This window comes from Lyngbya sp. CCY1209, assembly GCF_055795065.1.
Window position 1 is genome coordinate 1 of the sequence record NZ_JAYFER010000567.1, and the last position, 15475, is coordinate 15475.

A 15475-nucleotide genomic window follows, 5' to 3' on the forward strand; every position below is an offset into this window, starting at 1 on the left:
AATTGATATTCGTCAGTCCCGCTTGGGAATAAATTCCCAAGCTCATAGCGAAAATCCTCTCAAGAGGATTGGGAGTCGATCTCGGGCATCTCTCGAATGAAATAAAATTGATATTCGTCACTTCCCTCTTCTTTGATCCGTCCGAGATAACCCGTCAGAGGCGATGAGAGTTCGATGAGAATTTCTCTTAATTCATCTTTCGATTTCTTTTTAAGTTCTTCGGGATTATCGGGAGAACCACAAGATCCCTTAATATAGTCGATATTTTCCGGCTTTTCCGGCTTTAAATCATGTTCTTTGCAAATACAGACTAAATGCGATCGCAGTTTAATTTCTTTCTTTATATCACCGATAAATTCTAATACTTTATCATCGGCAGCTTCTCCAAAATTCCCTTTTTCAAGACATTCCTTTAGCTGACATAAATTGATAGAACCTGGATACTTTGCAGCCATTTCCATGAGCTGCTGTAAAGTTTCGGGGCGAATGACGTTCATCTGATTTCCCTCTGCTGTCCGACGTGCAAATGAGTTTAATTTTCCGGCTGCTAAAATAATTTTAACAGCGTTTTCATACCCCTCTTTACCTAAAAAATTATTGCCGTGTTTGATCAGTTGAGCTGGTGTACCGTCAGGCACATTTTCTGTTTTAGTCGCCTTGCATTCACCGACAACAGGATAGGGTTTCTCACAATATAAATCCAGACCACCTGCGCCACCTGTAGCCTCGGGATCGAGACTCATTTTCGGATCGGTGCTGGAATTGGTAAAGCCGAGTTTGATAAAACTTTTACGAACCAACTTTTCAAAGGTGTAACCGTCGCTAGAATTGCCGACATCCGCGATCGTTTGTATCCACTCCAAATCCGGATCGGATCTTAACTGTTGTTGAGCCGAAATCCTCATCAAGATTTGCTGAATCTCAGTTTCTCGATCTGCTGTTTCTGGAGGTGATGAAAGTTCGAGAATATCACCATTAACTTTCTCGATAAACTGGGATAGTTTGGTATCGGCTGCTTCCCCAAAATCTCCATTTTCCAGGCATTCTTTGAGTCGAGATAAATCAATAGAATCTGGATAATTTTCGGCTATTTCTATGAGCTGCTGTAAAGTCTCAGGACGAATGACGTTGATACGGTTTCCCTCTGCTGTTTGATTGGCATCTTTCGTCAATTTTCCGCCTGCAAAAATGATTTTAATAGAGTTATCATACTTTTCTTTAGAGAAAAATTTATAACCCAGTTTGATCAGTTGAGAGGGTGTACCATCCGAAACCTTCTCATTTTTAGTTGCTTTACATTCTCCAATAACAGAATAAGGTTCCTCACAATACAAATCTAGCCCACCTGCGCCACCTGTCGCCTCGGGATCGAGACTCATTTTTGGATCGGTGTTGGAATTGGTAAAGCCGAGTTTGATAAAACTTTTACGAACCAACTTTTCAAAGGCGTGACCGTCGCTAGAATTGCCGACATCCGCGATCGTTTGTATCCACTCCAAATCCGAATCGGATCTGGCTGGCGGACTGGCTGAAATCTCCATCATGCTGGCTGCGATGTCGATTTCTTGATCTACGGGATCTGGAACTGATGCGATCAGGTGACGTTGAACCAATCGTTCAGAGCGATCGCGGAACGAGTCATCATCGAAAACTGGGTTTGCTGTTGTAATGGAAATGGGGGAGAGTAGCGGGATAAATTCATCCTCGGGATCGATCGCCTCAACCTCCAACGGTTCCGGCAACAAATACACCCGAAAATAAGCCAGAAAAATCAATTCCCGTTCGGCGATAATTTCCCGCAAGGTTGCGGGAGTCCAGAGCGTCAAATCGGACAACTTTTCGAGGGATTCTGTCTCGTCGATCAGTTCGCAGCGATCGCACTTTGCCCACGCTTTGACCTGCGGTTTTGCCGGAGTATTTGCAAGGTCTAGAAAATCCGGTTTGTAGTAATGACTCGGCGACGAGGTTGGAATCAGTGGGCGATCGGGACAGAGGGCATATTCCCCCACTTCGATAAATTGTAAAGGCATAGCGACCAGCGATCGCCCCGAAATCAGGGCCTCAACCTCTGGCGCGGGAAGCCGTAACGCCGTATCGATCATCATTGCATTACTCATTCTTTCTCCAGATTACCAGGAACTTGACCCGACGGAGCGCTCAAAATTTCGCGAATTAAATAGTTGTCCACTAACAAACGACTTTGATGGGCAAAATCTACAATCTGTTTGTCAGTCAATTGGTAATCGCCACGACCTTGGTGAACGTGAAATAAAGCCAAAATGGGTTTGACATTTTCCGCCTCGAAGGAAACCCACTCACCGCCTAACTTTGATACAAGTTCGTTGGCATACTCTTGAGCTTTAGCCGCATTCGGACTGATTTCCTTGGAACGAACCAAGCAACCTCGGGTGATATCAAATGTCTTGTAACGGATCAGACGGCTGAGGGCTGCACCGACGGAATTCCCCGATGATTTTTGCAGGACGCAGACTCCTATTTTTACGGTTGTTCCATTTTCAGTTCCGACAACTTTGAAGTTAATATAACCCTTGTTTTTGTATTTTGGTTCGACAGCTTCGATACTCTCAACCTTGACATTTTTTATAATTTTTCCCCTGATCGCTTTAAATCCAAACTGCAACGCCGAAGCAATTTTTGACTGGTCATCCAGCCAACTATCTACCGAGCTTGCCAATGCGATCAACTCTTTTTGGTAAGCCTGCTCGACCGGGGACTTCGGCGCGGATTTTGGAGGCTTTTTACCATCGAATTTATCCTCATCGGACACGGTGGCTTGAAATTTTTCTGCACACCAGCGAAGCATCTGCCGAATCGAATTTCCTTCCGCCACAATTGCGCGGATTTTCTGTTCGTCAAAAGGATAAAGGGGAGTTGGGGGAACCAATTTCCGACTCTTATAAAATTCATCGAGCCACAGTTTGATCAGTTCTACGGCTGCATCGGCATTGATTCCCTGCAACAGAATCGGCTTTTCAGTTCCCGACACCCGATCTGGAACACCTCCCGGCATCGATTTTACTTTTTGCGTCCAAGTATCCGGCATCATCACCGTTACAATTACGACTCCATGACTGGTTTTAGATAAACTCAGCTTATCGACGATCATTTTAATTAATCGAGCCACCACTTGAGGCCTTGCCAAACCGGCTTTACTGCGCTGACTATCGGGCAAGTCCAACTCATCAAAACCGATCAAGATGGATTTATATTCGGCGATCAAACTCAGAATTTTTAACGTATTGTCAAAGATTTGATATTTGGTTTGTCCGACTCCAAAAAATGACGCTGGAAGATCGAGTTTTTGGGTTTTCGAGGGCGCAATTTCTTGACCCGACAACCATTTGACCGCGTGGCGACCCAGAGAATCTGAAAGCGTCCAGAATATCGCCTTGATCAGATCCGGGTCGAATGGTTTGTTTTTGTTAAACTTGTCGGTCATGAGTTCGACCCATTCCTGCGTCTTTCCCTCGGTTTGACCAAGATTTTCAACACTTTTTAGCAACTGCTTTTCGGTGACAGTTTTGGAGTTCGGGTTGGTTGCTTTCCAAACAGTATTCGCCATCAGTGTGGCGAGTTCCTGCCACTGAGTCACCCCGGAAGATCCCGTTTTGTCCAAACTGGTGACAACTGTTTTGTGAAATTCCTGCTCGATCGCACTCAGGGAATATTGTTCCACCCCCGCATAGATAAAGAAGGCCTCTTTTTCGCGATCGCAGTGTTGGCGGAGACGGGCTAAAGTGTGACTTTTCCCCCTTCCCTTGGCGGCAACAATCACCCGAGTTTTGATTTTTTGGTGTGTTGAGGATGGGGAGCGTACCTCCTGGAGGGCTTGCAAAATGGCATCCGAAGCCTGGGCGTTGACGCTGGGAATATCCGGAAATCCGGATTCCCAAACATCCTGCTCTCGGGCGATCGCCAGGGTTTCAAAGGGGTTGGAATTGGCGATCGCAGCATTAATTTTATCGGTAGATGATGCAGTCATAGTCGGAATTTAAGATAAGGACATTGAAGGATTTCTCAAAGCAAAGTCGCGTAATAGAGTAACTCTCCCAAGGATGTCAAGATCGAATCTTCTTTTTTCTCGGGGGTGATATCCGGCATTTCTCCCCCTTGTAAGATCCACAAGCCATCCACTTGCAATTTCAGCATCCACTCAGAAAAGTGCGATCGCGCCACCCGTTCCCCCAATTCTCGCCGGATGCGGTAAATTGGAACCAAATCGTCATAATTGTAATCCCGGTTGAGGCGGTGATAAACCTCCAAAACGACGGGTTTAAAGGCTTCGTAAGTCGCGATCGCCCCTTCACCTGCAGGCTGGGCCCGATCGCCCATCTCGCGAACCCATTTCAGCAGGGCGTTGAAATGTCTGGAACCGATGACAGGTTCGCCGGCATCGTACTCGAAATCCGGGTCTTGCAAACCCGCCGCGAGTCTCTGCAACCCCGTCTCCGTCAGGGAAACCAGCCGCGATCGCTTCTCGGTTTTTGTCGCGATCGTCCCCTCTTGTTCTAACGTTTCGTAAATTTTTTGATAATCGGAAACCTTCTCGGCCTTTTTTTTCACCCGGTTGGTGAGTTCACTTTTCTTTACAAACTCCCCCACGCCTCCCAAATCCCACAGATTCAGCAACAGACGGGTTTGCAGCTTGATATCGGCTGCGGGTGTGGTGTGTTCCATGTGATCGCGTCCCGTTTGGAAGGATACATCTATTGTAGAATGAAAATTGCCCAAATCCAAGGAAAAAATACAATCCGTAACTCGGCTTTCATCCAGTCGCTAAACCCGGAAAAGCCGAACTCAAATAGCCTGTCAAATTCTCTGACAGAGGCAGTTTCGAGGCGATCTGTAACATCAAAAATAGAACTTTTGACGGCGGGTTCTGGGCTGACGAGGTAGCTTGGAGGCTGCAAAGTCCATTTTTTGAAAGGGGATTTGGGGGAATTTTTCGTCCTCAACAAAGGTGGCGATCCCCCCCAGCCCCCCTTAATAAGGGGGGAGAATTGCATTCAAAGTCCCCCTTTTTAAGGGGGATTTAGGGGGATCGTTGCTGACGTTATCAATAAAGCAATGTGACGATCGCGATCATTCCAAAACTCAGGATGATGACTCCGGAGATGCGGTTCACCCAGCGCAGGGCGCGATCGCCGAATTTGTCCCGAAATAACCCGATCGAACCCACCAAAAGCAGCCACCAAAGCGCCGATCCTAAGAATACCCCCAGCACCAAAATACTCGCTCCTAAATAGCTGTTCGCACCCGCCAAACCTAAGCCGGCAAAGATGGCGACGAAGGAAAAAATCGTCATCGGATTGGTGAGGGTGAGGAAAAATGTCGAGGCGTAGGCGCCCGCGACGTGGTTGACATTCGCGGCTTCTCGGGCGGGTTTATCGAAAAATGTTTTTAATCCTAAATAGCATAAAAATAGACCGCCCAAAATTCGCAGTAGGATTTGTTGGTCGATCAATAAATTCGAGATGGCTGTGAGTCCGAATCCCGCGATCGCACCGTACACCGCATCCGCACTGGCGGCACCCAATCCGGTCACTAAACCGACCGTTTTTCCTTGGGTTAGCGATCGGCGAATGCACAAAATGCCGATCGGCCCGACGGGGGCGGCGATGGAAAAACCGATCAGCAAACCTTGGGCTAGAAAGTTGATATTCATCTTTTTTATCCTTTTTTTGACAGGCAGGATGCCTGTGCTACTCGGTTGGGTTGAGGGGGAGTTCGGCGGTTTCTTTGTTGGTCGATAAGACGACGGTCGTGCGGGTTCTTTGAATGCCCGCAAGTCCCTTTATTTCCTCGCTGACGACTCGTTCTAAGTCGCGAGTATTGCGACATCGAATTTTTAATAAATAGTCGTCGTCTCCGGTGACGTGGTGACATTCCACTACCTCGGATAATTCCTGGATTCGCTGTAAAAATTTGGCGCGATATTTGGGTTGTTGGAGGGTGATGGCGACGAATGCGGTCAAGCCGCATCCCACGGCCTCCGGGTCTACGATCGCCGTATAGCCGCGGATGACACCCCGTTCCTCCAGGCGCCGCACCCGATCCGCCGTCGCGGGGGCCGAGAGTTGCAGGACACTCGCCAACTCGGACCAGGTGATCCGGCCCTGGGTGACTAAATACTGAATGACCTTGATATCGATGGCATCCACGGCTCGTAACCTTGTTTTCCTATGTTTTGCTTCAGTATAGCATAATAAAATTAAGTCATTCAACCCAGAGCTTATTAAAATAACGTTATCTTGCCATTCGGATTTGGATTGTAAGGTCAGATTTGTTTTTGACCCCCCTTGGCAAGGTGGGGGCCCTTGTCCGTCGCCTGACTGCCGACGGCTAAAGCGGGGGATACCAGCTTTTCAGGCGGTCCTCGGTGGCATCGCCGAGGGATGCGATCGCGGTGGTTTCGGGTTGCGGCGGTAATGTCTGATATCCGAGAAATTGCAGCGTCCCGGCGTCGATCGCAATTTCGACGGGTTGAAGTCGCAACATCTCGCGAATTTCGGCTTCTATTTTTTGGATTAATTCGGTTTCTATTTTGTCCAAAATTGTCCCCACCCTCATGTAACAATCGTTGTCAACAGAATCGGGGGTATTGTGATATTTGTGGAGGATGCCGAACGGTTGGGCTCGGCGGCGGAAGTCGTCCAAATCGTCGGGAAAAGTTGCATGGCGACGCGGCCACCCCGTCAACACCGCCACGTCACCTTGGACTTGAAACGATCGCTCGAAGGGGTGCAGGTTTCGGCTCAAAAAACCGTAGTCTTGCCCGGGATTGTAGCCGCCAAATTGAATCGGCATCGGCAGGCGATCGCATATTTTTACGAAGGTTATAAATCCCGATAAATCGATATATCGATATTCCTGTCGCCGTTCCAAAAACCAGCGGTTGAGGATTCCCACCGCCGTTGTTCGGCCTTCGCAGCCGAGGATTGTGGCGTGAATTTGGGGGAAGGGTTCGGGTCGAAAGCGGTTCCCCAGGCGATCGCTCAAATGGGTTTGGATGGCTCGAATCAGTTGGGCGAGTTCGGGGGATTTGCGATCGCTATAGAAGGCGACCAGGCTGACATTCGGCGTGGTGGGGATGACAATTTTAGTCATTAGATATCAATCGTAAATAAGTCCAAAATGATATTAAAATTATTGGGTCGATTATTCAAATCAGAAGCCGATCGCGCCCAAGGTTTTCAGCGTCACCTGTTGCGCCGCCGTCAGTCCCGCCGTCCCCCCGATCTTCATCCCCTCGTACAGTCGGGTTGCCCGCAATATTTTCAAACAGTTTCCCGTCCCCACATCCCACAGCCGCACCGTCTGATCCTGGGAACCACTCGCCACCATTTTTCCCTCCGGAGAAAACGCCACCGACGAAACCAAATGTTCGTGTCCCGCGCAGACGTGGCGGCAGGTGCCCGACTCGAAATCCCAAATTCGCACGGTGCGATCGTGGGACGCACTGGCGATCGCCTTTCCGTCGGGACTCCAAGACACCGCAAATACCCAATTTTCGTGTCCTTCCAGCGTCTTCAAACAGCCCCCACTTTCAAGATCCCACACTTTCAAAGTTTTGTCCGTACTGCCGCTGACCAGGCGCTTTCCGTCCGGGTGAAATGCCACCGAATAAACCCGGTTCGTGTGCCCCAATAAAACCTTCAAACATTCCCCGGTTTTCACATCCCAAAGCCGCACGGTTTTCGCGGAACAACAACTGGCGATCCGCCCCCCGTCGGGGCTGAAGGCGACCCCCAAAATTTTCTCCGCGTGTCCCAGCATCGTTTTCAGACATTGCCCGGTTTTGAGATCCCACAATTTGACGGTATTATCGGCGCTGACGGTGACGAGGGTTCGACTGTCGGGATCGAAGGCGACACCGTAGACCCAATCCCCGTGTCCGTGGAGGATTTGGAAGCAGTTTTGATGGTCCACATCCCACAGTCGCACGGTATTATCGGTGCTGCCGCTGGCGAGAATTTGGCCGTCCGGGCTGAAGGCGAGGGCGTAGATAAAATCTCGGTGGCCCTGCAGCGCCCGCAAATACTCCCCCGTGTCGTAATTCCACAGCTTCACCGTCGGGTCATTGCTGCCGCTGGCGAGGTGGTGGCCCCGAGGGCAGAACGCCACGGGCAGCGCCCAGTCCGTGTGGCCGTACCAGGTTTTCAGACAGCGCCCCGTGCGGGTATCCCACAGGCGCACCCGCTGATCTAAACTGACGCAGACGAGGGTGTAACCGTCCGGGCTGAAGGCGACGGAAAAGATCTGGTTGGTGTGTCCGTAGAGGGTTTTGACGCACTCGCCGGTTTGGATGTCCCACAGCCTGACGGTGCTATCGCCGCTGCCGCTGGCCAGAATTCGGCCGTCGGGACTGAAGGAGAGGGAGTAGATGCCGCCGCCGTGTCCGCTGTAGGTGGCGATGCAGTCGCCGGTGCGGACGTCCCAGAGTTTGACGGTGCGATCGCCGCTTCCGGTGGCCAGAATTTTTCCGCCGTCGCCGAAGGCCACGGCCCGCACCCAACCGCCGTGTCCGTCCAAGGTGTTCAGACAGTCCCCGGTGCAGGCGTCCCAGAGTTTGACGGTGCGATCGTCGCCACCGCTGGCGACCCGCTTTCCGTCCGGACTGAAGGCGACAGCCCGAATCCAGCTTTCGTGACCGCCGCAGGTCTGCAAACATTCCCCCGTGAGTCGATTCCACAGCCTCACCGTCCCGTCTCCGCTGCTGCTGGCTACCGTTTGGCTGTCGGGGCCGAAGGCGACGGAAAACACCTCATTTTCGTGGTCGGTGCAGGTTTTCAGACAGATGCCGTCCCGGACGTTCCAAAATTTTACGGTGTGGTCTGCGCCGCCGCTGGCGAGGATTTCCCCGTCGGGGCTGAAGGCCACCGATCGCACCCAGTTGGCGTGACCTTCGCAGATTCCCAGCAGTTTGCCGGTTTTCACCTCCCACAGCCTCACGTTGCAGTCCGTGTCGCAGGTGGCCAGGATTTTCCCGTCGGGACTGAAGGCGGCGGAGAGGATGTTGCCGAGGGTTTCGGTGAACACGCATTTGGAGAGGTCGGAACCGGTGAAATCCACGTTCCGCAGGGGCATCCCCTGGAGGTAGGCCTGCGAGATCGTCAAATTGGAGAAGTCGTAGCCGCCGATGTCGATTTTGCCCTGGCGGAACAGGTTGAGGAGGTTTCCGGCCAGATAGCCCACCGTGCGGGCGGGTTTTTGCCGTTCCCGGTCCAGGATTTCGGTCAAAATGGCGGCGATCGCATCTTCGGACCCGAGTTGTGACTTTAAGCGATCGAGGGTGGGTTGTAAAATCAGGTTAATTTGGGTGTCGCGGATGTAATCTTTGGTCTGGGCTTCGATCAAAGCGTGGGTTTGCAATAGGGCGATATTTTGGGTGAGAATTTCCTCGCAGACGCGATCGATGAAGCGATCGGTGGCGTATTCCATCACCACGGGTTGCTGGGTGAAACAGTTATCGACTTTTTCCAAAAACGATCGCCGCTGCAAAGATGCGATCGCCTGCAACAAATCTTGGGGAGAAACGGCGGCGACAAAATCTTCCCGCAGTTCCGATATGGGGACCGGTTCCCGTTCGATCGCCAGCCAATACACGATCGCCTGTTCCAACTCCGTGAGGCGTTCAAATTGGCTGTCCAATAAATCGCGAATATCGTCAAAAATAAACGCTCCCTGGCGGATCACCTCCAAAAATTCCCCCAAATTGCCCTCGAAAAAATCTCGGATCGCCGAAGCGACGATATTCAACGCCAAGGGATTTCCGGCGTAGCGATCGGTCAACAATTGCCAGTCCGCCTCGGTGCCCGAAAACGACCCTTTCGTTTCAAAAATCGCCTGTCCCGCCTCCGAAGGCAAACCGATCAATGGCAGGCAGCGGACCGGGCGATTTTCCCCCTCCAAGGCCGAAAGTCCGGCGGGTTTTTCCCGGGAAGTCAGGATCAGACAGCTTCGATGTTGGGTTTCCCCGATCGCCCGAAATAGCTGTCCGTAACCTTCATAACCCGCCCGAAAACGCCCCGTGCGATCGCCCCCCTGCAAGATCGATTCCACGTTGTCGAGCACCAGCAGACAGCGGCGGTTGCGGAGAAAATCCAACACCAATCGGATGCGGCCGTCGGGAGATTGGGGGAGACTCACCTGCTGAGAATTGCCGAGAAATTGAATCAAATCCGCCAAAATATCCTCCACCGCCGGGGCGTTGCGGAGGCTGCGCCAAATCATCATGTCAAAATCGGCTTCCGACGCCAAAATCGTCTTGGCGGCGAGGGAGGTTTTGCCGATTCCCCCCATCCCCAACAGCGTCACCAGGCGGACTTTTTCTGCTGCGATCCACCGTTCCAATATTTCCTGTTCTTCCGTCCGCCCGAAAAAGACCGAGACATCGGGCGCTTCCCCCCAATCCCGCATTTTATGGGGCGCGGCGGGGGGCGGCGAGGGCGCTTCCGTCGTTTCTGCGGGAGTCGGTTCCGGTGGGGATTCCTGCTGATTGTAGCGTTCGAGGGTGGCGCGAAATGTCTTCTTCGTCACCTTCTCTTCGAGTCCTTGGGAGAGGAGGTTCCACAGTTCCGAACCGACGATGCGGATGTGGGTTTCGGAACAGTAGCAGTGGGCGGCGATGTCGGCGTATTTCTGACCCGCCCAGGACCCCCGAAAAATCTCCATCTGCACGGTTGTCAGATGTCTGTCGGTTTTGCTGAAAACCAATCGATCCGCGATCGCCAAGGCTGCTTCGACGTTCATGACCGTTCCTTATCCGAGGGAATCATATTTAATCATACGTTTTCAAACATTTTCCCAATCTTGTCAAGAAAAATCTTCCGAAAAATATTAAGAAATGTTAATCCAAGGCTCCGACGTATGACCATCGAGTGTTATCTCGTAACCGAAATCACCCTCGAAACCGGATCGAAGTCAGATCAACGAGCGATCGCTCAGTCAATTCTCAGAATCGACACCCATTTTTTCAGCTTCTTTTCAGGGAGGGGGACGACATCAATTTATTTTCTCAACTCCATACCTTTTCAAACATTTTCATATTGAGTATTTTTGGATTGCCGACTATGTTGGTATCAACTGAAGATTTCCGATTTTGAAACCCCGCTGGAAACGGGGGGACGCAAAAAAATAAAATTTTCAGTTCCGTCCAATAGGATAAGGGAGAATAAAAATGGCAACATTTAACGTCAATACGACCTTCGATATCGTCGCACCCGACGGCTTGACCAGCTTGCGGGAGGCGATCGCCGCCGCCGCGGACACGCCGGAAGCAGACACCATCAATCTCAGCAGTATGGTCGAGATCGACAGTCCATTATTTATCAACATCAATAACGATCTTGAAATCAATGGAAATGGGCAGTTCTCCGGAATTGATGGCAACAGCGTCACTCAATTGTTTGGCATCGGCCATGCAAACGTTCGGTTTGAAAATCTCACCCTGACCGAAGGAGTGGCGCGGGGCGGCAACGGTTCGCGCGGTGGCGGCGGCGGCGGGGGTTTCGGCGGTGCCCTATTCATCAATGGCGGCGAAGTCACCCTCGAAAACGTCGTGCTCCGCAATAACCAAGCGATCGGCGGCAACGGTTCCAACGGACGCGGCGACGGCGGACGGGGCGGCATCGACTCCAGTGACGGCCAGGATGGTTTCGACGGTGGCAACGGTGGGGCATTCAGCCTGCCGAGTTTCGACCAAGTTGCTGTCGGCGGTGACGGTGGCAACGGCGGCAATTTCGATTTCTTCCCCACCAATGGCTTTCCCGGGAATGTAATTGACGTGACTCCACCCGATGAAGAAGGTGTTTTTACCATCACGACCAATATCTTTTTTGGAACGGGGGGCGCCAGCGGCGGCGGTGGCGGCGGTGGCGCCGGTGGTTCTGCCGCCTTTATAGAAGGTCAAGATGGTGCAAATGGCGGTAATGGCGGTAATGGCGGCTTCGGCGGCGGCGGCGGCGGTGGCGGCGGCGGCGGCGGCGGCGGTGCCAATGTCGGCACGGGTAGTGCCGGTTCTCGCGGCGAAGGGGGTTCCGGGGGTGCCTCCGGTGCTTTTGCCGGACGGGGTGAAGGGGGCCAAGACGGTCAAGATGGCAACATCACGTTCTTGGGTGACAGTCCCGGCAACGGTGGAATCGGCGGTGACGGCGGCGGCGGTGCCGGTTTGGGCGGCGCGGTCTTCGTCAACTCGGGTACGCTGACCCTCGGAGAAAATGTCCGGTTTGACAACAACTCCGCGACGGGGGGGACGGGATTTGAAGACGGACAGGGTAAAGGCGGCGCGATCTTTGTTCGAGAAGGTTCCGATCGCCGGGTCGTCGTTTTGGGAGAAGATTTCGCGGCGGCGAACATCCTATTGAACGAGAATACTGCTTCCGATGCCGAAAATATTAACAGCACCACCGACGATCCGAATATTTTCTTCACGGACAACCCCGACACCTTCGGAAATATCGAGTTCCGACCCCCCGCTCCCCAAAATCAAAACAACCCTTTGGGCGATATCGACGTCGGTTTCAACAGCGCCCCCACCTTCGTCGATGAAAATGGGGACGGAGATCTCGACCTGTTCATCGGCGCCAACGACGGGACCATCGCCGTCGCCCACAACCGGGGCACGGCAACCGCTCCGGATTTCGACGCCCCCATCGTGATTCGCGACGTCGGCAACCGCAGCACCCCCACTTTCGTCGATATTGACGGCGACGGCGACAAAGATCTGTTCTCCGGGGATACGTTCGGCCGAATTCACTTCTATCGCAACCGCGGCAGTGTCAGCGGCGCCAGTTTCGAGCCCCCCGTCATCAATCCCTTCGGAATCAGTGGCGGCGGCGGTTTGTCCCATCCCGCCTTCGCGGATATCGACGGCGACGGCGACGCCGATTTATTCGTCGGCACCGCCACCGGGACGACCCTTTTCTTCCGCAATACCGGAACTCCCACAGACCCCAACTTCGTCCGCGGCGACAACAATCCCTTCGGCCTGACGGCCGTTTCCGGTGCGGCGGCGCCCGACTTTTTCGATGCCGAAAATGACGGCGATTTGGACGCTTTTATCGGGACGGAAGACGGGACCAGCACCTATTTCATCAACCTGGGAACTCCGACATCGCCCCTATTTATCAATACGTCCACCAACGCCATCGCCAACGGGGCGTCTCCCGATTCCGCCCCACCCAATCCGATTCAGTTGCCGGACAATTTGCCGGACGTGGGTATCAATGCGACACCCGTTTTGGCGGATATCAACGGCGACGGTTTCCTCGACGCCTTCATCGGCGAAAATAACGGCACGGTCAATTTTGTCAACGGCGTCATCGAAGGTGACGACCATTTGAACTGGGAAGGCGCCGGCGACGAACTCCTCGACGGGGACGGGAGTCCGGACGAGTTGCTGCTTCCCGCCGTTCAACTCGAAGTCGGAATCGACACGCCGCGGTTTGAGGATTTCGCCTTCAATCCCATCGATTTGGACGGCCGTGCCGATGTCAGCACCCTTCCGATTCTGGCGGACACCGATGAAATGACGCTGTTTTGAATCCCCTGGGGCGCAAGATGCAGCGCCCCTACCGGCGAAGATAATTGGGAAGATTGTACGGTATTAAACCGCGTCTTATATAGCAGTAAGCTATCAGCTTTCAGCAGTCAGCTCGTGTCAAATTCCCATCCATCAGGGCTTTGGGAGTTCGGTCATGTCCTGACCGACTCTCGTAGTGCTATATTATCCCCCCGTATCAATTCCTTGATATGGGGGGATTTTTTCGGAAATCGGGCAACTGCGGGCAACCCTATAAGGTTGCCCCTACGGGTGGCTGGGGGGATACCCTACATAACCATACTTTTTCAAACATTTCTACATCTCCTCAAGAAATATATCCCATCAAAGGTCAAGAAATATTGCGATCGCTCGCCCATCCAAAATCGTGGGGTCGAACTTTGTAACCGAAATCACACTGAAAAGCCGATCGCAATCCCGCCGACAACCGATTTCTCAGTTAATTCTCAGGATTCACCCTTCTTTTTTCAGTCTGTTCTCAGCCGCAGAACTATCGGATTGAAAAATTTGGGCAATTTTCCAAACTCCATACATTTCCAAACCTTTTCATATTGAGTCTTTTTATCGCACTGGTTATATTGAGTAGCAAGCGAACAGCCAATCAGTTCGACTTCCTAAATTCAAGGAGACAATCATGCAACTCACCTATCGTGGCTTACCTTACATCGTTCCTTCTGCTTCCACCCAAGTGGCATCTCAATCCACCTATAAATATCGCGGCATCACCTATAAATCTCGGCACGGCGTGGAGGCGATCGCGCCCTCGGATCGGAGCTTTAAATATCGCGGAGTCGCCTATCAAAACCGCGAACAAATGATCGGACAAGAAAAAATCGACAATTTGGAACTTTTTTTGTCTCTCATTTGAGAAATTAATCTCATTTTAAAAAAACACAAAATTCGGGTTGTCAGAAATCCTGAAAACAACCGATGGCAACCCTTTTTTAAAACTTTAGAAAGCAATACAATGGCGACGATTCCTGTGACTATTTCCGTCGAAAACTTAGCCCCCGAAAACGGGACATTTCTCACACCCCTCTGGTTCGGATTTCACGACGGGACTTTCGACACCTACGATCGCGGACGGCCCTCTTCCCCCGGCTTGGAACGGCTGGCGGAAGACGGAACCACCGATGTCATTTCCGAGGAATTCGACCTGGCGGGTTTCGGGACGGTTCAGGGTGCGATCGTCGGCACAGAGGACACTCCTGGACTCATCGACCCCGGCGAAATCGCCACATTTACCGTCGAACTCGACAGCGACGATCCGGGCAGCGCGTTCTTCAATTACGCCTCGATGATCATTCCCAGCAACGACTTCTTTATCGCCAACGGCAACGAACGCGCCCACCCCATTTTTGACGGGGAAGGAAACTTCATCGGTGCCGACTTTATTATCGCCGGAAATAACGTCTTGGATGCCGGCACGGAAGTCAACGACGAAATCCCGGAAAACACCGCCTTTTTCGGCTAGGAAATCCCCGAAACCGGGGCAGTTGAAAATGGGGTCGTCACCCCCGAATATGAGGTGACGCGAAGCTTTGGTTTGATGCGTCAACTTCCCGCCTTTTTGCGATCGACCTACGAACGCTTCAGCATCCAGTGCGTCAATTCTGACAGTTTGGTGTGCGAACTGATGGTTCACGCCATCTACACAGTCGATCGCGATCGCAGAGTCACCTCTTCCTATATCGAAATGGAAGAAAAAAAACCGTGCCTTTTCCGAAACCGCCGAGCGGTTCGGGATGAGGAATATTGGCTGGCTTTGGTTTGAAACGGTTGATATCAAATTTTTTGGGGTGTCTCTATTCGATCGAGAGGTAACGGAATATCCCCCCCAGCCCCCCTTTGTAAGGGGGGAGAATTTCTCAAACTCCCCCTTGGCAAGGGGGA

The 15475-nt window shown here is 52.1% G+C and carries 12 protein-coding genes; 5 read left to right on the forward strand and 7 right to left on the reverse strand.

Annotated elements, in window-relative coordinates:
* Positions 1-59 precede the first annotated feature (59 nt).
* Both AC0QHF_RS19860 and AC0QHF_RS19865 read right to left on the reverse strand, forming a co-directional pair.
* Complete coding sequence (locus AC0QHF_RS19860; protein ID WP_324705974.1) at positions 60-2117, reverse strand: DUF1802 family protein; 2058 nt, start codon at positions 2115-2117, stop codon at positions 60-62.
* Positions 2114-3697 carry a hypothetical protein gene (locus AC0QHF_RS19865; RefSeq protein ID WP_324705975.1) on the reverse strand — a complete coding sequence of 528 codons (1584 nt, stop codon included), beginning with the start codon at positions 3695-3697 and terminating at the stop codon, positions 2114-2116. Before AC0QHF_RS19865 ends, AC0QHF_RS19860 begins: the two co-directional genes overlap by 4 nt.
* Positions 3698-3857: 160 nt before the next feature.
* Here AC0QHF_RS19865 and AC0QHF_RS19870 point away from each other — a divergent pair, with 160 nt between their 5' ends.
* Positions 3858-4016, forward strand: coding sequence for a hypothetical protein (locus AC0QHF_RS19870; protein WP_324705976.1), 159 nt, complete (start codon positions 3858-3860; stop codon positions 4014-4016).
* Positions 4017-4038: 22 nt separating this feature from the next.
* Here the strand turns inward: AC0QHF_RS19870 and AC0QHF_RS19875 are convergent, their stop codons facing one another.
* From AC0QHF_RS19875 to AC0QHF_RS19895, 5 genes are all read right to left on the reverse strand, one after another.
* Positions 4039-4698 carry a hypothetical protein gene (locus AC0QHF_RS19875; protein ID WP_324705977.1) on the reverse strand — a complete coding sequence of 220 codons (660 nt, stop codon included), beginning with the start codon at positions 4696-4698 and terminating at the stop codon, positions 4039-4041.
* A gap of 379 nt (positions 4699-5077) precedes the next feature.
* The gene (locus AC0QHF_RS19880) at positions 5078-5686 is read right to left on the reverse strand and encodes a LysE family translocator (protein WP_324705978.1); all 609 of its coding nucleotides are present in this window, start codon (positions 5684-5686) and stop codon (positions 5078-5080) included.
* A gap of 37 nt (positions 5687-5723) precedes the next feature.
* Entirely contained in the window at positions 5724-6182 is a 459-nt protein-coding gene (locus tag AC0QHF_RS19885) for an Lrp/AsnC family transcriptional regulator (RefSeq protein WP_324705979.1), read from the reverse strand.
* Positions 6183-6363: 181 nt separating this feature from the next.
* Entirely contained in the window at positions 6364-7128 is a 765-nt protein-coding gene (locus AC0QHF_RS19890; RefSeq protein WP_324705980.1) for a hypothetical protein, read from the reverse strand.
* A 60-nt stretch (positions 7129-7188) separates the two neighbouring features.
* A complete protein-coding gene (locus AC0QHF_RS19895; protein ID WP_324705981.1) occupies positions 7189-10773 on the reverse strand; it encodes a WD40 domain-containing protein in 3585 nt (1194 codons plus the stop codon).
* A 427-nt stretch (positions 10774-11200) separates the two neighbouring features.
* Here AC0QHF_RS19895 and AC0QHF_RS19900 point away from each other — a divergent pair, with 427 nt between their 5' ends.
* The 4 genes from AC0QHF_RS19900 (at position 11201) to AC0QHF_RS19915 (ending at position 15356) form a co-directional block, all read left to right on the forward strand.
* Positions 11201-13564: an FG-GAP repeat domain-containing protein gene (locus tag AC0QHF_RS19900; protein ID WP_324705982.1), complete on the forward strand. Its 2364-nt coding sequence runs from the start codon at positions 11201-11203 to the stop codon at positions 13562-13564.
* A gap of 652 nt (positions 13565-14216) precedes the next feature.
* Complete coding sequence (locus tag AC0QHF_RS19905) at positions 14217-14450, forward strand: DUF4278 domain-containing protein (RefSeq protein ID WP_324705983.1); 234 nt, start codon at positions 14217-14219, stop codon at positions 14448-14450.
* 99 nt (positions 14451-14549) lie between these two features.
* The gene (locus tag AC0QHF_RS19910) at positions 14550-15056 is read left to right on the forward strand and encodes a spondin domain-containing protein (protein ID WP_324705984.1); all 507 of its coding nucleotides are present in this window, start codon (positions 14550-14552) and stop codon (positions 15054-15056) included.
* Positions 15057-15110: 54 nt separating this feature from the next.
* Entirely contained in the window at positions 15111-15356 is a 246-nt protein-coding gene (locus AC0QHF_RS19915) for a hypothetical protein (RefSeq protein WP_324705985.1), read from the forward strand.
* The last annotated feature ends 119 nt before the right edge of the window (positions 15357-15475 follow it).